Origin of the sequence: Serratia sp. FGI94 (genome assembly GCF_000330865.1) — a bacterium.
Lineage (GTDB): Bacteria > Pseudomonadota > Gammaproteobacteria > Enterobacterales > Enterobacteriaceae > Serratia_B > Serratia_B rubidaea.
Window position 1 is genome coordinate 838,859 of the sequence record NC_020064.1, and the last position, 19,379, is coordinate 858,237.

Here is a 19,379-nt window from a genome sequence, read left to right on the forward strand (position 1 = left end):
ACAACATGGCTGAATTCGATCTGGCGGCGCTGAATGCGCTGCCGAAATCCGGGCAGGCGTTGGCGCTGGCTGAGGTCAACGGCAAACTGGAGCGGCTCTCCGCGCAGCAGCGCGTCGAGTGGGCGCTGGAGCAACTGCCGGGCGCGTTTGTGCTCTCTTCCAGCTTCGGGATTCAGGCCGCGGTCTGTCTGCATCTGGTAACGCGTATCCAGCCGGATATCCCGGTGATCCTGACCGATACCGGCTATCTGTTCCCGGAAACCTATCAGTTTGTCGATCAGCTGACCGACAAACTGAATCTGAACCTGCAGGTGTTCCGCGCCGAGCATTCGCCGGCCTGGCAGGAGGCGCGCTACGGCAAACTGTGGGAGCAGGGCGTTGAGGGCATTGAGCGCTATAACCAGCTTAACAAGGTTGAACCGATGAACCGTGCGCTGGAAACGCTGGGTGCCAACACCTGGTTCGCCGGCCTGCGCCGCGAGCAATCCGGCAGCCGCGCCCATTTGCCGGTGCTGGCGGTGCAGCGCGGCGTCTTTAAGGTGCTGCCGATTATCGACTGGGATAACCGGCAGATTTATCAGTATCTGACGGAACACGGGCTGAGCTACCACCCGCTGCGGGATCAGGGCTACCTGTCGGTGGGCGATACCCATACCACGCGCAAGTGGGAGCCGGGCATGAATGAAGAAGAGACGCGCTTCTTTGGCCTGAAACGCGAATGCGGGCTGCATGAGTAAACCGGATGCGCTGAGTATGCGCACGGAATAACCGGCAAGGGATGGCGTCAGCCATCCCTTTTTTTATGATTTTTTCGCTTTGGCCGCCGGGTGCGCCTGCGCCAGTTCTTTTAACAGCGGCAGCAGTACCTGCACGCTGTCCCGGCTGCGTTTATCAATCCGCCCCGGCAGATGGCGATCCAGATACTGCACGTTGTCGTACTGCGGCCGGTGCCAGCTGACGCCCTGCGGGAAGTGGGGGCTGACGGCACGCTGCTGATAGCCGTCTTTTTTGCCCAGCGTCCAGTTGGTGGCCTCGACCGCCATCACCGGGATGCGCGCGACGTCAAACACCTGCTGATCGGAACAGCAGCCGGTGCCCCGCGGGTATTTGTCGTTGCCCGGGTTAAGGGCGGCGGCGATACCGTAGCGGTGGGCGATATCCAGCGCCCGATCGCGGCTCTGTTTGGCGATCTTCGGCGGCGTGTTGCGGCCGGCGTGGAAATAGAGTTTGTCGCCGGTGATCAGGCTGTCGAGGTTAATCACCAGCAGCGTGTTCGCCCGCTCTTCGGCGCTCATGCGCTGCAGGTAATTTTTTGCGCCCAGCGAGCCCAGCTCTTCGCCGCTGGCGGCGATAAAGCGCAGGCTGTAGCGGGTGGGGATATCCTTCATCCGCTGCGCCAGCTCCAGCATCACGCCGACGCCGGAGGCGTTATCGTCGACCCCTTGCAGCGTCAGGCCGCCCAGGTTGTTGTCGACGTCGGCATCGCTGCGCGGCGTATAGGTATCGAAGTGCGCCATCACGATGATCTGCTGCGGCTGCTCGCCGCTTTTGGCAGCGATCACCGAATTCACCCGGATATTGCGCCAGTTTTCGCTGCCGTTTTTGTTGCTGTAGAGGTAGCGGCTGTTAATGCTGCGGATATTGCTCTGGTAGCCCATCTGGCCGAACTGTTGTTTCAGGTAGTCGGCGGCCAGCTGCTCTGCCGGGCTGCCGGCCATACGTCCCGGGAAGTAGGTGGCGATATAACGCATTTTTTCGGCGGCGTATTTACCCATTGGCGCGTCCTGGCCGGGTTGAGTGGCGGCGGAGGCGCAAAAAACGCTGCTGAATGCCGCGGCCAACAGGCCGGCTTTCAGACTCTGGCGGGAATACATAGCGGAAAATCCTTCTCGTAGGCGCTCAATCACGCCGATTATTTTTTTCGGCCTTAGTATGAAACGCAATGCCGGATTAAACAATTTCATCCGCTCTTAATTTATGCCGCGAACGTGGCCGTAAGGAGGGGCCGGCGGTGATTGCGAGACGTATGGCAAATTAGCGGTATCGCTATTTAACCACCTGAAAAATAGGGCTACTATCCGACGAGATGACTTTTCACGGCAGGGAGAGCGTATGATGCTGGATAAACTGGACAACCGGCTGGGCGTGGTTGAGCAACAGATTGAGCGCATGGACCAACGTGCTGAACGGATGGAACAGCGCGTGGAACAGATGGATCTGCGTGTCGAACGGATGGAGCAGCGCGTTGAGCGAATGGATCTGCGTGTCGAACGGATGGAGCAGCGCGTTGAGCGAATGGATCTGCGTATTGAGGGGATGGATCGGCGTATTGAAGGCGTGGAAAAACGTGTTGAACGGGTGGAGGTGGACGTCAACCAGGTCAAACTGGATTTGGCGGCGCTGAACATGCGTTCGCTGGAGTTTGTCACCAAGGGCGATCTGCATAAGGAGGTGGCTCTGCTGCACCGGGAAATAACGACGCAAACCAAGTGGATGGCGTCGACGATTATTGGCGTTGCCGCACTGTGCATGACCGCCGCCAAGCTGTGGTTCTGAGCCGCTTCGCCCTGTTTTGAACGGCTGGCAAGACGCCTCTGCCCGGCGCGCGCATGGTGCTTGCCGTGCCCGCGCTGCGGCCTATATTCCATAAATGCACATCTCATTCCTTTTCGTCATTTCAGGGGCTAAATCGCAGCCCGTATAGTCACACTATCTTTCCGTTATATGAAAAGGCTGTTGTGGACTATCTACCAATATTTGCCGATCTGAAACAGCGTCCGGTACTGGTCGTTGGCGGCGGTGAAGTTGCTGCGCGCAAGGTGGAACTGCTTGCGCGCGCCGGGGCTGAAATACGGATAGTTGCGCAGTCGCTGTCACCTGAACTTGAACAACGTCGCCAGTCTGGAGGCATCAACTGGCTGGGGCAGGCGTTTGCGCCGCATCAGCTGGACGAGGTGTTTCTGGTGATCGCCGCGACCGACGACGCCGCGCTGAACGCACAGGTTTACGCCGAGGCGGATAAGCGCCGCGTGCTGGCCAACGTAGTGGACGATCAGCCGCGCTGCTCATTTATTTTCCCATCGATTGTCGACCGCTCGCCGCTGGTGGTGGCGGTGTCGTCCGGCGGCAAAGCGCCGGTGCTGGCGCGGATGCTGCGTGAAAAGCTGGAGGCGCTGCTGCCGGCCAGTCTTGGCACGATGGCGCAGCTGGCCGGCGGTTTCCGCACTCGGGTGAAACAGCAGCTGAGTTCGATCGGCGCACGTCGTCGTTTCTGGGAGAAGTCCCTGAACGGCCGCTTCGCCACGCTGACGGCCAATGAGCAACCGCAGCAGGCGCAGCAGCAGCTGGAGCAGGATCTGGCCGCGTTTGCCGCCGGTGATGAGGCGACGCAGGGCGAGATTGCCCTGGTCGGCGCCGGGCCGGGGGATGTCGGTTTGTTGACCTTGCGCGGCCTGCAGGTGATGCAGCAGGCCGATGTGGTGCTGTACGACCACCTGGTGAGCGACCAGATCCTCGATCTGGTGCGCCGCGACGCGGAACGCATCTGCGTGGGCAAACGCGCCGGCGCGCATCTGGTTATTCAGGAAGAGACCAACCGCCTGTTGGTGGAACTGGCGCAACAGGGGAAACGCGTGGTACGCCTGAAAGGCGGCGATCCGTTTATTTTCGGCCGCGGCGGCGAAGAGTTGCAGGTTGCGGCGGCGGCGGGGATCCCGTTCCAGGTGGTGCCGGGCGTGACGGCGGCGGCCGGCGCAACGGCCTATGCCGGTATCCCGCTGACCCACCGCGACCATGCGCAGAGCGTGACTTTTATCACTGGCCACTGTCGTCCCGACGGTGACGGGCTGGACTGGGCCGACCTGGCGCGCGCGCGTCAGACGCTGGCGATTTACATGGGCACCATGAAGGCGGCGGATATCAGCCAGCGCCTGATTGCCCATGGCCGCGAGGCGCAGACTCCGGTGGCGGTCATCAGCCGCGGCACGCGCGCTGACCAGCAGGTGCTGACCGGCACGTTGCAGCAGTTGGAACAATTAGCCCAGCAGGCGCCGTTGCCGGCGCTGTTGGTGATTGGCGAGGTGGTGGAACTGCACCATCAAATCGCCTGGTTTGGGCATCAACCTCAGACGGACGGGGCCGCGCGTCCCGCCGTAGTGAATTTGGCTTAAAGGATCTGTTATGGACGAAAAACGACTCACTCACTTGCGGCAATTGGAGGCGGAGAGTATCCATATCATCCGTGAAGTTGCCGCTGAATTCAGCAACCCGGTGATGCTGTACTCCATCGGTAAAGACTCCTCGGTGATGCTGCATCTGGCGCGCAAGGCCTTCTATCCGGGCACCCTGCCGTTCCCGCTGCTGCACGTGGATACCGGCTGGAAATTCCAGGAGATGTATCAGTTCCGCGACCGCACGGCGAAAGAGTACGGCTTTGAGCTGCTGGTGCATAAAAACCCGGAAGGGGTGGCGATGGGGATTAACCCGTTCGTGCATGGCAGCGCCAAGCATACCGATATCATGAAAACCGAAGGCCTGAAGCAGGCGCTGAACAAGTACGGTTTTGACGCCGCCTTCGGCGGTGCGCGGCGCGATGAAGAGAAGTCCCGCGCCAAAGAACGCATTTACTCATTCCGCGACCGTTTCCACCGCTGGGATCCGAAGAACCAGCGCCCAGAGCTGTGGCACAACTACAACGGCCAGATTAACAAAGGGGAAAGCATCCGCGTCTTCCCGCTGTCGAACTGGACCGAGCTGGATATCTGGCAGTACATCTTCCTGGAAAATATCGACATCGTGCCGTTGTATCTGGCGAAGCCGCGCCCGGTGCTGGAGCGCGACGGTATGTTGATGATGGTGGACGACGACCGTATCGACCTGCAGCCGGGCGAAGTGATCAGCCAGCGCATGGTGCGCTTCCGTACGCTGGGCTGCTGGCCGCTGACCGGCGCGGTGGAATCCTCGGCGGAAACGCTGCCGGAAATCATCGAGGAGATGCTGGTCTCCACCACCAGCGAACGTCAGGGCCGGATGATTGACCGCGATCAGTCCGGTTCGATGGAGCTGAAAAAGCGTCAAGGGTATTTCTGAGGAGCCACCGGATGAACAACGTAATTGCACAACAAATCGCCGAACAGGGCGGGGTGGAAGCCTATTTACATGCGCAGCAGCATAAGAGCCTGCTGCGTTTCCTGACCTGCGGCAGCGTCGATGACGGCAAAAGCACCCTGATTGGCCGCCTGTTGCACGATACCCGCCAGATTTATGAAGATCAGCTGTCCACGCTGCACACCGACAGCAAACGTCTGGGCACGCAGGGGGAAAAGCTTGACCTGGCGCTGCTGGTGGATGGCCTGCAGGCGGAACGCGAGCAGGGCATCACCATCGATGTGGCCTACCGCTATTTCTCCACCGAGAAGCGTAAATTTATCATCGCCGATACGCCGGGGCATGAGCAGTACACCCGCAATATGGCCACCGGCGCATCGACCTGCGATCTGGCGATTCTGCTGATTGACGCGCGCAAAGGCGTGCTGGATCAGACGCGCCGCCACAGCTTTATCGCCACGCTGCTCGGCATTCGTCACCTGGTGGTGGCGGTCAATAAAATGGATCTGGTGAATTACAGCGAGCAGGTGTTTGAACAGTTCAAGCAGGACTACCTGACGTTTGCCCAGCAGTTGCCAAACGATCTGGATATCAAGTTTGTGCCGTTGTCGGCGCTGGACGGTGATAACGTCGCCGGCCAGAGCGTCCATATGCCATGGTACAGCGGCCCGACGCTGTTGGAAGTGCTGGAAAGCGTTGAGGTGATTGGCCGTTCGGCCACTCAGCCGCTGCGATTCCCGGTGCAGTATGTCAACCGTCCGAACCTGGATTTCCGCGGCTACGCCGGTACGCTGTCTGCCGGCAAGGCGCACGTCGGCCAGCGGGTAAAAGTGCTGCCTTCCGGCGTGGAGTCCAGCATCGCGCGCATCGTCACCTTTGACGGCGACCTGCAGGAAGCGGTGCCGGGCGAGGCGGTGACGCTGGTGCTGCAGGATGAAGTCGATATCAGCCGCGGCGATCTGCTGGTGGCGGCCGATGACGCGCTGCAGGCGGCGCAGAGCGCGCTGGTGGACGTGGTCTGGATGGCGGAACAGCCGCTGCAGCCGGGGCAAAGCTACGATATCAAGGTGGCCGGCAAGAAAACCCGCGCCCGGGTGGAGGCGATTCGCCATCAGGTAGAAATCAACTCTCTGGCGCAGTACCAGGCCGACAGCCTGCCGCTGAACGGCATCGGCCTGGTGGAGCTGACCTTTGACGAACCGCTGGTGCTCGACAGCTACCAGAGTAACCCGGACACCGGCGGCATGATCATTATCGATCGCCTGAGCAACGTCACCGTCGGCGCAGGCCTGATCCGCGAGGCGCAGCAGGCTACCGCCGCCGCCGCCGGCGAGTTCAGCGCCTTTGAGCTGGAGCTGAATGCGCTGGTGCGTAAACACTTCCCGCACTGGGGTGCGCGCGACCTGCTCGGAGGCCGGTAAGCGTGGCCGAGCGTGAAGTACGGCCGACCGGGCCGGATGATGAAAACGTGGTGTGGCATCCGCATGCGGTAACGCGTGCGGACCGTGAAACGCGCAATGGCCACCGCGGTGTGGTGCTGTGGTTTACTGGGCTGTCCGGCTCGGGGAAATCCACCGTGGCCGGCGCGCTGGAACAGGCGCTGCACGCGATGGGCGTGCGCACCTACCTGCTTGACGGCGATAACGTACGCCACGGGCTGTGCCGCGATCTGGGCTTCTCGGATGATGACCGACGCGAGAATATCCGCCGGGTTGGTGAAGTGGCGAAGCTGATGGTGGACGCCGGTCTGGTGGTGCTGACCGCGTTTATCTCCCCGCACCGCGCTGAACGGCAAATGGTGCGCGAGATGCTGGGTGACGGTCAGTTTGTCGAAGTGTTTGTCGACACGCCGCTGGCCATCTGTGAAGCGCGCGATCCGAAGGGCTTATACAAAAAAGCCCGCGCCGGCGAGCTGCGTAATTTTACCGGTATCGACGCGGTTTATCAGGCACCGGAGGCGGTGGATATCCACCTGGATGGCGAACAATTGGTAACAAATTTGGTTGCGCAATTGTTAGACGTGCTGCGTGGTCAGGCTATTATCAAACCCTGAGTTCCCAAAAAGCGTGTGGCGGTTATCTGCCATGCGCTTTTTACTCTGACACGCCGCAGAGCGTGCTGAGCGCGATGAATAACCAGGGATTACTATGCAAAATGTCTCACCCGTCGTGGTTGATCCAACATCAGAGAAAGAAGAGCCTTCTTACTCGTTTCTCGGTGGCGTCAGCGGCTTTGTGTTCTATTGGCTGGCGTTTGCGTTGCCGTTCCTGGTCTATGGCTCCAACACGCTGTTTTTCCTGCTGTATACCTGGCCCTTTTTCCTGGCGCTGATGCCGGTTTCGGTGCTGATCGGCATTACGCTCAGCATGCTGCTGCGCGGACGTCTGATTTTGACGCTGCTGCTGACCGGCGTTGCGGTGCTTTGTCTGTTCTGGCTGGTGTTCAGCCTGCTGAGTGGTTGGTAACCAGCCGGGCGCGCAGCGCACGCCGACTGATTGCAAAGCCGTGCCGAAGGTTACAAAACTTTGCTTAAAAACGCCTGCGTCCGCGGGTTGACCGGCTGGGTAAATATCTGCTGCGGCGTACCTTCCTCCTGAATAACCCCCTGATCGATAAACAGCACCCGATCCGCCACTTCGCGGGCGAACGCCATTTCGTGCGTCACTACCACCATCGTCATGCCTTCGTGGGCCAGCGCCTTGATCACCGCCAGCACTTCGCCGACCAGCTCCGGATCCAGCGCGGAGGTCGGCTCGTCAAACAGCATGATTTTCGGCTCCATCGCCAGCGCGCGCGCAATCGCCACCCGCTGCTGCTGACCGCCGGACAGGCTGCCGGGATAGGCGTCGATCTTATCCAGCAGGCCGACCTTGCGCAGCAGCGTTTCAGCCTGCCGCGTGGCGTCGGCGCGGGCGAGCCGCTTTACGTCCATCGGCGCCATAATGATATTTTCCAGCACCGTCATATGCGGGAACAGATTAAAGCGTTGGAACACCATGCCGACGCTGGCGCGCATTTTATTGAGATCGGTCTTCTGATCGTGAATGGCGAAGCCGTTGACCTCGATCTCACCGCCGGACAGCGTTTCCAGCGCGTTGAGGCAGCGCAGAAAGGTGCTCTTGCCGGAGCCGGACGGACCGATAACGCACACCACTTCATTGGCGGCAATCTGGCAGTCAATGCCGCGCAGCACGTGGGTGGCGCCAAACTGTTTTTGCAGGTTATGTACGCGAATCACTTTTACCGAACCTCTTTTCCATATGTTGCACCATCAGCGACAGCAAGAAGGTGATGACCCAATAGACCAGTGAGATGGTCAGGTAGGGCTCCCAATAGGTGGCGTAGGCGCCGGACACGGTGCGCGCCGCGTAGGCCAGATCGGCCAGGCCGATGGCGGAGGCCAGCGAGGAGTCCTTCACGATGGCGATGGCGTTGTTGCCCAGCGGCGGCAGCATACGGCGGAATGCCTGCGGCAAAATCACCTTGCGCATGGTTTTGCCGTAGCTCATGCCGAGCGAGCGCGAGGCCTCCATCTGCCCGCGGTCGATGGACTGGATACCGGCGCGAAAAATTTCCGACACATAGGCGCCGGCGTTGAGCGTGATCGCCACCACGCAGGACAGGAAGGCGCCGTAGTCGGCGCGCAGCTCGCGGGCGAAATCGCTGCTCATGATGCCCCAGGCGACCAGCAGGCCGTCACGCGGGTTGATAAACAGCGGCACCAGGGCGAAGTGCACCACCATGATCTGCACAAACAGCGGCGTACCGCGGAAGGCGCTGATATAGATACGCACCGGCCATTGAACGCCGTAGTGCAAAATGGGTTTCCAGACGCCGTGCGGCGCCTGCGCCAGCCGGCCTAAACCGAGGATCAGACCCCAGGTGGTGCCCAGCAGCACGCAGATAATGGTGCATTTGATGGTCATCCAGGCGCCTTCCATAAACAGCGGCGCGTATTCCTGGATGATCTCCCAGCGGAAATTCACGATAAGTTCCTTATTGGCAGTTGCAGGGCCGGAGGCATCCGGCCCGTATCAGGCAGTGGATTATTGGGCCGGCAGCGTGGGAACGTTATTGTCAAACCAGGTCTGGTAGATGTTGGCGTAGGTGCCGTCGGCGATGATTTTCTTCAGGCCGGCATTGATTTTGTCGCGCAGCTCATCGTTGCCTTTTGCGACGGCGATGCCGAAATACTGCCGCTCAAACTTGGCGTCGGACACCAGCTTAAACTGCTTTTCCGGATGCGTTTTGATATAGAACTTGGCGACGCCGACGTCGCCAACCGCAGCGCCGATGCCGTCTTCATACAGCTCTTGCAGCATCAGCGGCGTGTTGTCGAAGCGCTTGATGGCGGTGCTGTTTTTCCCCAGCACGTCGGAGACGACGATATCGCCGGTGCTGGAGTTGACCACGCCGACCTTCAGCGTTTTCAGTGCGGCAATGGCGTCGACCGTCGAGTCCTTCGGCACCACGATCGCCTGTTCTGCCGGGAAGTACGGCGTGGAGAACTCCACCATCTGCTTGCGTTTATCGGTAATGGTAATGCCGGAGATGATGATGTCGCGGTCGCCGGAGTTCAGCGTGGCGAAAATGCCCTCCCACGGCGTATTGACCAGCTTGATCTTGAAGCCTTCGGCCGCGGCGACGGCCTTGATAATATCAATATCAAAACCTTCCAGCTGTTTATTGCTGTTTTCGAACTCGAATGGGCGGTAAGTGCCGCCGGAGCCGACGACGTAGGTAGTTTCAGCCGCGGCGGAAAAGCCGACGGTCAGGCAGGCTGCCATTAACAGCAGGTGTTTTAACATGGTGGATCCCCGGAAGGTTATGGTTGTCTTTGTTGGTGTTTATTCATATTTACTGCATAAAAATAATAACGAGAGGATGAAATTACAACCGTACCGGTAGGTTTTGTTGGTTTATGGTGTTAAATATTCATTTTTAGCGGTTGGCTGGTGGAAACCGTGGCGGCTTTGCCACCCGGCCAGTGTTATGCTCTGTACAAAATATGCACCGCGGGCGCGCGGTTGTTGGGCTTTCATCCGGTTTTTTCCGGTCGCGAAGGTTTTTTTGCCGCTTTTAGCGCATTTTTAGGTTATAAACGCACATAAGTTCTCATCCGTACTCTTAAACTGGCGGCGAAATGCCGCTCTCAGTGTGGAGTCCAACGGAAAGTTGTGGGATGATTAGGCGGTTTTTCAGGGGGCGCGGATGGGAAAACTTACGCTACTATTGTTGGCATTGCTTGGCTGGTTACAGTATTCGCTGTGGCTGGGCAAAAATGGGGTTCACGATTACGTGCGGGTCAATGACGATGTTGCAGTCCAGCAGGGCAGCAACGCCAAGTTGAAGGCGCGTAACGATCAGCTGTTCGCCGAAATCGACGATCTTAACGGTGGTCAGGAAGCGATTGAAGAGCGCGCGCGTAACGAGCTGGGCATGATCAAGCCCGGAGAAACTTTCTATCGTCTGGTTCCTGACCAAGCCAGACGCGGCGTGACGCCTTCCTCGCAAAACAACGTAAAATAAACATGAATCACTCCGCAGGCTCCTTGCCGCAGGTGGTTGCCGTGCTGCCGGCGGCAGGCATCGGCAGCCGTATGCAAACAGATTGCCCAAAGCAGTACCTCACCATCGGCAACCAAACTATTCTTGAACATGCGATCCACGCGTTGCTGCGTCATCCGCGTGTCCGTCAGGCGATCGTGGCCATCGGCCCGGACGACGACCATTTTGCCCGTTTACCGATTGCCCGCGACCCGCGGGTGGTGGTGACGGTCGGCGGCCGGCAGCGCGCCGATTCGGTGATGGCCGGCCTGCAGCTGGCAGGCGACGCCGAGTGGGTGCTGGTGCATGATGCCGCGCGCCCGTGTCTGCATGCCGACGATCTCGAGCGCCTGCTGGCGATCGCCGAACACAGCAACGTGGGCGGCATCCTCGCCGCGCCGGTGCGCGATACCATGAAGCGTGCGGAAAGCGGCGTGGCGGCCATCGCCCATACGGTGGAGCGCCAGGACTTATGGCATGCGCTGACGCCGCAGTTTTTCCCGCTGGCGTTGCTGAAGCACTGCCTGCAGCGGGCGATGGATGAAGGGGCGAACGTCACCGATGAAGCCTCGGCGCTGGAGCATTGCGGTTACCATCCGCTGCTGGTGGCGGGGCGCGCCGATAATATTAAAGTGACGCGGCCGGAAGATTTACGGCTGGCGGCGTTTTATTTAACCCAGTTGAACCAATAGGAGCAGGCTTGATGCGAATCGGTCACGGTTTTGATGTACATAAATTCGGCGGCGAAGGCCCGCTGGTGATCGGTGGCGTCCGCATTCCTTACGAACAAGGTTTGCTGGCCCATTCCGACGGTGATGTGGCGCTGCACGCTGCTACCGATGCGCTGCTGGGCGCCGCCGCGCTGGGCGATATCGGCAAACTGTTCCCGGATACCGACCCGTCCTTTAAAGGTGCCGACAGCCGTGAGCTGCTGCGTGAGGCCTGGCGCCGTATCCGCGCCAAAGGCTACCGCCTGGGCAACCTGGACGTCACGATTATCGCTCAGGCGCCGAAGATGGCGCCGCATATCCCGCAGATGCGTGTTTTCCTGGCGGAAGATCTGCAGTGCCATATGGACGACGTCAACGTGAAGGCGACCACCACGGAAAAACTGGGGTTCACCGGCCGTGGCGAAGGGATTGCCTGCGAAGCGGTTGCCTTGTTAATCAAGGAGTAAACCGATGGATATGGCAAATCTGACCTGGCTGCACGGTCAGCCGCAGGCCAGCGGCGTGCTGAAGGCCAACCCGGAAGATTTCGTGGTGGTGGAAGACCTGGGCTTTACGCCGGACGGCGAAGGCGAGCATCTGCTGGTCAATATTCGTAAAAACGGCTGCAATACGCAGTTTGTCGCCGACTATCTGGCGCGTTTTGCTGGCGTTCACGGCCGCGCGGTCAGTTATGCCGGCCTGAAAGACCGTCATGCGGTGACCGAGCAGTGGTTCTGTCTGCACCTGCCGGGCAAGGAGACGCCCGACCTCGGCCGTTTCGAACTGGAGGGCTGCGAAGTGCTCGCCGCCGCCCGTCACCGCCGTAAGCTGCGCATTGGCACGCTGAAAGGCAACGGCTTTACGCTGGTGCTGCGCCATATCAGCGATCGTGACGACGTTGAGCAGCGCCTGCAGGCGATTGCCGCGGACGGCGTGCCGAACTATTTCGGCAGCCAGCGCTTTGGTCACGGCGGCAATAACCTGACGATGGCGCGCCGCTGGGCCAATGATGAAATCCGCGTCAAAGAGCGCAACAAGCGTAGCTTTTACCTTTCCGCCAGCCGCAGTGCCCTGTTTAATCTGGTGACCTCGGCGCGGCTGGCCAATCAGCAGCAACGCTGCGTGCTGGAAGGCGACGCGCTGCAGCTGAGCGGACGCGGCAGCTGGTTTGTCGCCAAGGCGGACGAGCTGGAGAGCGTACAGCAGCGTGTGAATGACGGCGAACTGCTGATTACTGCGCCGTTACCTGGCGACGGCGAGCCTGGCACTGCCGGCGCCGCGCTGGATTTTGAACAACAGTGCTTGGCGCAACAGCCGGAATTGCTTAGTCTCTTAAAGCGCGAACGCGTAGACCCCGCCAGACGCGCTTTGCTGTTGCAGCCGCAGAATATGCAATGGAACTGGTGGGATGATGTCACCGTTGAACTGCGTTTTTGGCTGCCGGCCGGCAGTTTCGCTACCAGCGTAGTTCGCGAAATTATGCAGCAGGATAACCGTGATGCGGATATTACTGAGTAACGACGACGGCGTCAGCGCGCCGGGCATTCAGGTGCTGGCGGCGGCGCTGCGCGAGTTCGCCGACGTGATGGTGGTGGCGCCCGATCGCAACCGCAGCGGCGCCTCCAATGCGTTGACGCTGGATGCGCCGCTGCGCACCCAAACGTTGCCGAACGGCGATATTGCCGTACTGCAGGGCACGCCGACCGACTGCGTCTATCTGGGCGTAAACGCCCTGATGCGCCCGGCACCGGATATTGTCGTCTCCGGCATTAACGCCGGCCCCAATCTGGGCGACGACGTGATCTATTCCGGCACCGTGGCGGCGGCGATGGAAGGGCGGCATTTGGGCCTGCCGGCGCTGGCGGTATCGCTCAATGGTCATCAGCATTATGAGACCGCGGCGGCCGTGACCTGCCGACTGTTGCGCGCGTTGCTGCGCGAGCCGCTGCGCACCGGAAAAATTCTCAACGTCAACGTGCCGGACGTACCGCTCGCTGATATCAAAGGGATCCGTGTGACCCGCTGCGGCAGCCGTCATCCGGCGGAGCAGGTATTTTGTCAGCAGGATCCGCGCGGGCGGGATCTTTATTGGATTGGGCCGCCGGGGGAGCAATGTGATGCCGGACCGGATACCGATTTTGCTGCCGTTGAGCAGGGCTATGTTGCGGTGACGCCGTTACAGGTGGATTTAACCGCGTATGCCGCCCAGGATGTGGTAAAAACATGGTTAACCAAAGCCGAGGTCAGCGGGGAATGGTGAGTAAGCCAATGCAAACATTGCTGGCGCAGCTGCGTCAGCAGGGGATCCAGGACGAAAAACTGTTGCAGGCCATGGCGGCCGTGCCGCGTGAGCGCTTTGTCGATGAAGCGCTCCAGCATAAAGCCTATGAAAATACCGCGTTGCCGATAGGGTCGGGGCAAACGATCTCCCAACCGTATACAGTGGCGCGCATGACCGAACTGCTGAACCTGACGCCGACCTCGCGCGTGCTGGAGATTGGCACCGGTTCCGGCTACCAGACGGCCATTCTGGCACATCTGGTTCAGCACGTGTGCTCCGTCGAGCGCATCAAAGGGCTGCAGTGGCAGGCCAAGCGCCGCCTGAAGCAGCTCGACCTGCACAATGTTTCCACCCGCCACGGCGACGGCTGGCAAGGCTGGGCGTCGCGCGGGCCGTTCGACGCCATTATCGTGACGGCGGCGCCGCTGGAAATCCCGCAGGCGCTGATGGCGCAGCTGGACGACGGCGGCATTATGGTGTTGCCGGTGGGGGACCAGTCACAGATTCTCAAGCGCATCCAACGTCGCGGTAGCGAGTTTGTGATTGATGCGGTGGAGGCAGTGCGCTTTGTTCCGCTGGTAAAAGGCGAGCTGGCGTAACCGATTGTCTGTTTTATCGACTAAACGCAAAATCTGTTGCACTTTCATACGTCAGGAGCGGTTTTTAGCGTTCCAATAAGACTAATTTTCAATACAATTGCCTTATCTGCGGCGTTATCTGATAGCGCGGACGCGTTGAGACCGCTACATTGACAACGCATTTTTGACTCTCTGACGGGAGATGGCCTGGTATTCGGGCGTCGGTCAGGGGAACCTTTCCAGCCAGAAACTGAGAAAAGACTTAAAGCTCAGCTACGCTGTATAGGATATTTTTTGGCTATAGATGCTGTAATGGGGGAAGCATGAGCACGGGAAGCCCAATGATTACTTTTCGCCGGGTTGCGGTGTGTACGATGATCGGTATGTGGTTGGCGGGTTGTACGAACAGCGGTTCGTCTTCTGCCCCTATCAGCAGCGTTAACGGCGGTGGCGGCAGCCCGATGACGGCCGGCAGTGCCGCCGTGCCGGCCGCGCAGGCCACGCCGCAAGAGCGCATTGTTTATAATCGCAGCTATGATTCAATTCAAAAAGGCAGCTACAACGGCAGTACCTATACGGTAAAGCGCGGCGACACGCTGTTCTATATCGCCTGGATTACCGGCAATGACTTCCGTGACCTGGCGCAACGCAACAATATTCCTGAACCTTATAGCCTGAATGTTGGCCAAACCATTCAACTTGGTAATGGTTCAGCCAATGCCGGCGGCGGCGTCGTGGCGGCAACGGACGCCACCGCTGGCGGTATTCCTAAACCACCGTCCAGCAGTCAGATCCAAACGGCAACGGTTGATTCTCAACCAACTAACGCGTATTCTGACAATTCGGGTAAACAGAATGTAGGTAAGATGTTACCTGCAGCAGGAGCCGCCGCGGCGGGAAGCGCCACTGCTCCTGTTACCGCGCCAGTTGCTACGCCTCCGGCGAGCAGCGCCGCCAGTAATAATTCGCCAGTCAGTACCTGGCGTTGGCCGACTGACGGTAAGGTCATTGATAACTTTTCCTCATCAGACGGTGGGAATAAAGGGGTCGATATCGCTGGCACTCGTGGGCAAGCCATTTTTGCGACCGCCGATGGTCGCGTTGTGTACGCCGGCAATGCTTTACGGGGTTACGGTAATCTAATCATCATCAAACATAATGATGATTACCTGAGCGCCTACGCTCATAACGACACAATGCTGGTCCGGGAACAACAAGAAGTGAAGGCGGGTCAAAAAATAGCCACCATGGGTAGCACCGGAACCAGTTCAGTACGTTTGCATTTTGAAATTCGTTACAAGGGGAAATCCGTAAACCCGCTGCGTTATCTTCCGCAGCGATAGATTGGGCAGAATATGCTGATATTCTGCTCGCGGTATCACGGGTAGGAGCAGCTTATGAGCCACAATACGCTGAAAGTTAACGAGTTACACAGTGATGCAGATTTCGACGAGAACGGAGTTGAGGCGGAATCATTTGATGAAAAAGCGCTGGCTGAAACCGAGGCCAGCGAGAATGATTTAGCTGAAGAAGAGCTGCTGTCTCAAGGGGTAACCCAGCGTGTGCTAGACGCAACGCAGCTCTATCTCGGAGAAATCGGCTATTCGCCTCTGCTGACCGCAGAGGAAGAAGTTTATTTTGCGCGGCGGGCGCTACGTGGTGACGTGCCGTCCCGCCGTCGTATGATCGAAAGTAACCTGCGTCTGGTGGTGAAAATCGCCCGTCGCTACAGCAACCGCGGCCTGGCGCTGCTGGATCTGATTGAAGAAGGTAACCTGGGCCTGATCCGCGCGGTCGAAAAATTCGACCCGGAACGAGGTTTCCGTTTCTCCACCTATGCCACCTGGTGGATCCGGCAGACCATTGAACGTGCGATCATGAACCAGACCCGCACCATTCGCCTGCCTATCCATATCGTCAAAGAACTTAACGTCTATCTGCGCACCGCGCGCGAGCTTTCACATAAACTGGATCATGAGCCGAGCGCCGAAGAGATTGCCGAGCAGCTCGACCGGCCGGTGGATGACGTAAGCCGCATGCTGCGTCTAAACGAGCGCATTACCTCAGTGGATACGCCGCTGGGCGGCGACTCGGAGAAAGCGCTGCTGGATATTCTGGCTGACGAAAAGGATAACGGCCCGGAAGACACCACGCAGGACGATGATATGAAACAGAGCATCGTCAAATGGCTGTTCGAACTGAACGCCAAACAGCGTGAAGTGCTGGCGCGACGTTTCGGCCTGCTGGGCTATGAAGCGGCGACGCTGGAAGACGTTGGCCGCGAGATTGGCCTGACGCGTGAGCGCGTGCGCCAGATTCAGGTGGAAGGGCTGCGTCGCCTGCGTGAAATCCTGCAGACGCAAGGGTTGAGCATTGAGGCGCTGTTCCGCGAATAATCTCGGTTGCCTGAGGATGAAATAAAAACGGTGAGCGTTAGCTCACCGTTTTTTTATGGCCGGTAAGGCGGATTAGACCAGGCTTTTCAGACGGTAAATCCACTCCAGCGCCTGACGCGGGCTGAGTGAATCCGGATCCAGCGTCTCCAGCGCCTCTACCGCCGGCGAGGTCTCTTCGGCCAGCAGCGTCATCTGAGTGGCGTCTACCGTACCGGCAGCGGTGTGGTTGGAGAGCGTTTCCAGCTCGCGCAGCTTCTGCCGTGCGCGTTTGATGACGTCGCGCGGTACGCCGGCCAGCGCGGCTACCGCCAGCCCGTAGCTCTTGCTGGCGGCGCCGTCCTGCACGCTGTGCATAAAGGCGATGGTGTCGCCATGCTCCAGCGCGTCCAGATGCACGTTAACCACGCCTTCCATTTTCTCCGGCAGGGTAGTCAGCTCGAAGTAATGGGTGGCGAACAGCGTCATCGCCTTGATGCGGTTAGCCAGATTTTCAGCGCAGGCCCAGGCCAGCGACAGACCGTCGTAGGTCGAGGTGCCGCGGCCGATTTCATCCATCAGCACCAGGCTATGTTCGGTCGCGTTGTGCAGAATATTGGCGGTTTCGGTCATCTCCACCATAAAGGTGGAGCGGCCGGAGGCCAGATCGTCCGCCGCGCCGACGCGGGTAAAGATACGGTCGACCGGGCCGATGCTGGCTTTAGCGGCCGGCACGTAGCTGCCGATATGCGCCATCAGCACGATCAGCGCCGTTTGTCGCATATAGGTGCTTTTACCCCCCATGTTCGGACCGGTAATGATCAACATGCGACGCTGCGGCGACAGTGCGACCGGGTTGGCGATAAACGGCTCGCTCAACACCTGCTCCACCACCGGGTGGCGGCCTTCGGTGATGCGGATGCCTGGCTGCTCGCTCATGGTCGGGCAGGCATAGTTGAGCGTTTCCGCCCGCTCCGCTAGGTTGGCGAGCACGTCGAGTTCCGCCAGTGCGCTGGCGCTTTGCTGCAGCTCGCCCAGATGCGGCAGCAGCAGGTCGAACAGCTCGTCATACAGCGCCTTTTCAATTGCCAGCGCTTTGCCCTTGGAGGTGAGAACCTTGTCCTCATACTCCTTCAGTTCGGGAATGATGTAACGCTCGGCGTTTTTCAGCGTCTGGCGGCGTACGTAATGAATAGGCACCAGATGGCTCTGGGCGCGGCTGACCTGAATATAGTAACCGTGTACGCCGTTGAAGCCGACCTTCAGCGTATCCAGGCCCAGCTTTTCACGCTCGCGGATCTCCAGCCGATCGAGGTAGTCGCTGGCGCCGTCCGCCAGAGCACGCCATTCGTCCAGCTCGGCATTATAGCCGGTGGCGATGACGCCGCCGTCACGCACCAGCACCGGCGGTGCTTCAACCACTGCGCGCTCCAGCAGGTCCTGCAGCTCGTCGAACTGGCCGACCAGCGCCAACAACTGCTGCACGTGCGTTGCCTCGACGTCCTGCAGCAGCGCGCGAATATCCGGCAGTTGCTGGAAGGCGTGACGCATACGCGCCAGATCGCGCGGGCGTGCGGTCCGCAGCGCCAGACGCGCCAGAATACGCTCCAGATCGCCCACCTGGCGCAGCGGCGGCTGCAGGTCGGCGGTCAGATCCTGTAATGCGCCAATCGCCTGCTGGCGGTTGTTCAGCACCTTAACGTCGCGCGTCGGCATATGCAGCCAGCGCTTCAGCATCCGGCTGCCCATCGGCGTGACGGTGCGGTCGAGGATCGCCGCCAGGGTGTTTTCGCTGCCGCCGGACAGGCTTTGGGTGATTTCCAGGTTACGGCGGGTGGCGGCGTCCATAATGATGCCGTCCTGCTGGCGCTCCATGGTGATGCCGCGGATGTGCGGCAGCGCGGTGCGCTGGGTATCTTTGACATACTGCAGCAGACAGCCGGCGGCGCGCAGCGCCTGCTGCGACTGTTCTACGCCGAAGCCGGTCAGATCGCGGGTGCCGAACTGCAGGTTCAGCTGCTGACGCGCGGTGTCCAGCTCAAACTCCCACAGCGGGCGGCGGCGCAGGCCGTGGCGCTGTTCGATCAGCGCCATCTGCTCAAAGTTTTCCGGGTACAGCAGCTCGGCCGGATTGGTGCGTTGCAGTTCGGCCGCCATGGTTTCCACGTCTTCCGGCTCGGCAACGCGGAAACGGCCGGAGCTGATGTCCAGCGTGGCGTAGCCGAAGCCGCGCGCGTCCTGCCAGATGGCGGCTAGCAGATTGTCCTGCCGCTCCTGCAGCAGCGCTTCGTCGCTGACGGTGCCGGGCGTGACGATGCGCACCACTTTGCGCTCCACCGGGCCTTTGCTGGCGGCGGGATCGCCGACCTGCTCACAGATGGCGACGGATTCGCCCAGCTGCACCAGCTTGGCCAAATAGTTTTCTACCGCATGGTGCGGCACGCCGGCCATCGGGATAGGTTCGCCCGCGGAGGCGCCGCGCTTGGTCAGGGAGATATCCAACAGCTGTGAAGCGCGCTTGGCATCGTCATAAAACAGCTCGTAGAAGTCACCCATCCGATAGAACAGCAGAATTTCAGGATGCTGCGCCTTTAAGCGCAGGTATTGCTGCATCATCGGCGTGTGTTCGACGTATTCTTTGTTTTCCATAATGTTCACTGCGTTATGTTCTGATTATGCGTCATGAGCATGATGCTTACCGTAGCCACGTTGAAGCGTCCTGCAAGAAGGCTAAATGCCGGCTGCTCTGTAGAGTGAAGATGTTAACAGGTGATAACGCAGTTTC

At 59.7% G+C, this 19,379-nt stretch carries 20 protein-coding genes; 15 read left to right on the forward strand and 5 right to left on the reverse strand.

Annotated features, from left to right (window positions below; genetic code table 11):
• Positions 1 to 5: 5 nt before the first annotated feature.
• Positions 6 to 737, forward strand: a complete 732-nt coding sequence (locus D781_RS03675) for a phosphoadenylyl-sulfate reductase (RefSeq protein ID WP_015670970.1) — start codon at positions 6 to 8, stop codon at positions 735 to 737.
• 63 nt (positions 738 to 800) lie between these two features.
• On the opposite strand, the gene D781_RS03680 is transcribed toward D781_RS03675, so the two are convergent.
• Positions 801 to 1,874 carry an aminopeptidase gene (locus D781_RS03680; protein WP_015670971.1) on the reverse strand — a complete coding sequence of 358 codons (1,074 nt, stop codon included), beginning with the start codon at positions 1,872 to 1,874 and terminating at the stop codon, positions 801 to 803.
• 238 nt (positions 1,875 to 2,112) lie between these two features.
• On the opposite strand from D781_RS03680, the gene D781_RS03685 reads away from it, so the two are divergent.
• The 6 genes from D781_RS03685 to D781_RS03710 all read left to right on the forward strand — a co-directional run bounded on the left by D781_RS03685 (position 2,113) and on the right by D781_RS03710 (position 7,571).
• Entirely contained in the window at positions 2,113 to 2,556 is a 444-nt protein-coding gene (locus D781_RS03685; protein ID WP_015670972.1) for a hypothetical protein, read from the forward strand.
• Positions 2,557 to 2,738: 182 nt separating this feature from the next.
• Entirely contained in the window at positions 2,739 to 4,169 is a 1,431-nt protein-coding gene (gene cysG / locus D781_RS03690; protein ID WP_015670973.1) for a siroheme synthase CysG, read from the forward strand.
• A gap of 10 nt (positions 4,170 to 4,179) precedes the next feature.
• A complete protein-coding gene (gene cysD / locus D781_RS03695; protein WP_015670974.1) occupies positions 4,180 to 5,088 on the forward strand; it encodes a sulfate adenylyltransferase subunit CysD in 909 nt (302 codons plus the stop codon).
• 11 nt (positions 5,089 to 5,099) lie between these two features.
• A complete protein-coding gene (gene cysN, locus D781_RS03700) occupies positions 5,100 to 6,527 on the forward strand; it encodes a sulfate adenylyltransferase subunit CysN (protein ID WP_015670975.1) in 1,428 nt (475 codons plus the stop codon).
• A gap of 2 nt (positions 6,528 to 6,529) precedes the next feature.
• Positions 6,530 to 7,159, forward strand: coding sequence for an adenylyl-sulfate kinase (gene cysC, locus D781_RS03705; RefSeq protein WP_015670976.1), 630 nt, complete (start codon positions 6,530 to 6,532; stop codon positions 7,157 to 7,159).
• 94 nt (positions 7,160 to 7,253) lie between these two features.
• Complete coding sequence (locus D781_RS03710; RefSeq protein ID WP_015670977.1) at positions 7,254 to 7,571, forward strand: DUF3561 family protein; 318 nt, start codon at positions 7,254 to 7,256, stop codon at positions 7,569 to 7,571.
• 50 nt (positions 7,572 to 7,621) lie between these two features.
• Here the strand turns inward: D781_RS03710 and D781_RS03715 are convergent, their stop codons facing one another.
• The 3 genes from D781_RS03715 to D781_RS03725 are packed head-to-tail and all read right to left on the reverse strand — an operon-like array spanning position 7,622 to position 9,914.
• The gene (locus D781_RS03715) at positions 7,622 to 8,344 is read right to left on the reverse strand and encodes an amino acid ABC transporter ATP-binding protein (RefSeq protein WP_015670978.1); all 723 of its coding nucleotides are present in this window, start codon (positions 8,342 to 8,344) and stop codon (positions 7,622 to 7,624) included.
• The gene (locus D781_RS03720; RefSeq protein WP_102024951.1) at positions 8,328 to 9,095 is read right to left on the reverse strand and encodes an amino acid ABC transporter permease; all 768 of its coding nucleotides are present in this window, start codon (positions 9,093 to 9,095) and stop codon (positions 8,328 to 8,330) included. The genes D781_RS03715 and D781_RS03720 overlap by 17 nt, the downstream gene beginning before the upstream one ends.
• A gap of 57 nt (positions 9,096 to 9,152) precedes the next feature.
• On the reverse strand, positions 9,153 to 9,914 hold the full coding sequence (locus D781_RS03725; RefSeq protein WP_015670980.1) for a basic amino acid ABC transporter substrate-binding protein: 762 nt from the start codon (positions 9,912 to 9,914) through the stop codon (positions 9,153 to 9,155).
• A gap of 403 nt (positions 9,915 to 10,317) precedes the next feature.
• Here D781_RS03725 and ftsB point away from each other — a divergent pair, with 403 nt between their 5' ends.
• The 8 genes from ftsB (at position 10,318) to rpoS (ending at position 16,618) form a co-directional block, all read left to right on the forward strand.
• Positions 10,318 to 10,635, forward strand: coding sequence for a cell division protein FtsB (gene ftsB, locus D781_RS03730; RefSeq protein WP_015670981.1), 318 nt, complete (start codon positions 10,318 to 10,320; stop codon positions 10,633 to 10,635).
• A 2-nt stretch (positions 10,636 to 10,637) separates the two neighbouring features.
• Positions 10,638 to 11,345, forward strand: a complete 708-nt coding sequence (gene ispD, locus D781_RS03735; RefSeq protein WP_041411713.1) for a 2-C-methyl-D-erythritol 4-phosphate cytidylyltransferase — start codon at positions 10,638 to 10,640, stop codon at positions 11,343 to 11,345.
• Positions 11,346 to 11,356: 11 nt separating this feature from the next.
• A complete protein-coding gene (ispF, locus tag D781_RS03740; protein WP_015670983.1) occupies positions 11,357 to 11,830 on the forward strand; it encodes a 2-C-methyl-D-erythritol 2,4-cyclodiphosphate synthase in 474 nt (157 codons plus the stop codon).
• A 4-nt stretch (positions 11,831 to 11,834) separates the two neighbouring features.
• A complete protein-coding gene (gene truD / locus D781_RS03745; RefSeq protein WP_015670984.1) occupies positions 11,835 to 12,881 on the forward strand; it encodes a tRNA pseudouridine(13) synthase TruD in 1,047 nt (348 codons plus the stop codon).
• A complete protein-coding gene (gene surE / locus D781_RS03750) occupies positions 12,862 to 13,623 on the forward strand; it encodes a 5'/3'-nucleotidase SurE (RefSeq protein WP_015670985.1) in 762 nt (253 codons plus the stop codon). Before truD ends, surE begins: the two co-directional genes overlap by 20 nt.
• On the forward strand, positions 13,617 to 14,243 hold the full coding sequence (locus D781_RS03755) for a protein-L-isoaspartate(D-aspartate) O-methyltransferase (protein ID WP_015670986.1): 627 nt from the start codon (positions 13,617 to 13,619) through the stop codon (positions 14,241 to 14,243). Before surE ends, D781_RS03755 begins: the two co-directional genes overlap by 7 nt.
• A gap of 320 nt (positions 14,244 to 14,563) precedes the next feature.
• Positions 14,564 to 15,565, forward strand: coding sequence for a murein hydrolase activator NlpD (gene nlpD, locus D781_RS03760; RefSeq protein ID WP_015670987.1), 1,002 nt, complete (start codon positions 14,564 to 14,566; stop codon positions 15,563 to 15,565).
• Positions 15,566 to 15,619: 54 nt separating this feature from the next.
• On the forward strand, positions 15,620 to 16,618 hold the full coding sequence (rpoS, locus tag D781_RS03765) for an RNA polymerase sigma factor RpoS (protein WP_015670988.1): 999 nt from the start codon (positions 15,620 to 15,622) through the stop codon (positions 16,616 to 16,618).
• Positions 16,619 to 16,690: 72 nt separating this feature from the next.
• On the opposite strand, the gene mutS is transcribed toward rpoS, so the two are convergent.
• Positions 16,691 to 19,243 carry a DNA mismatch repair protein MutS gene (mutS, locus tag D781_RS03770; protein WP_015670989.1) on the reverse strand — a complete coding sequence of 851 codons (2,553 nt, stop codon included), beginning with the start codon at positions 19,241 to 19,243 and terminating at the stop codon, positions 16,691 to 16,693.
• Positions 19,244 to 19,379: the final 136 nt, after the last annotated feature.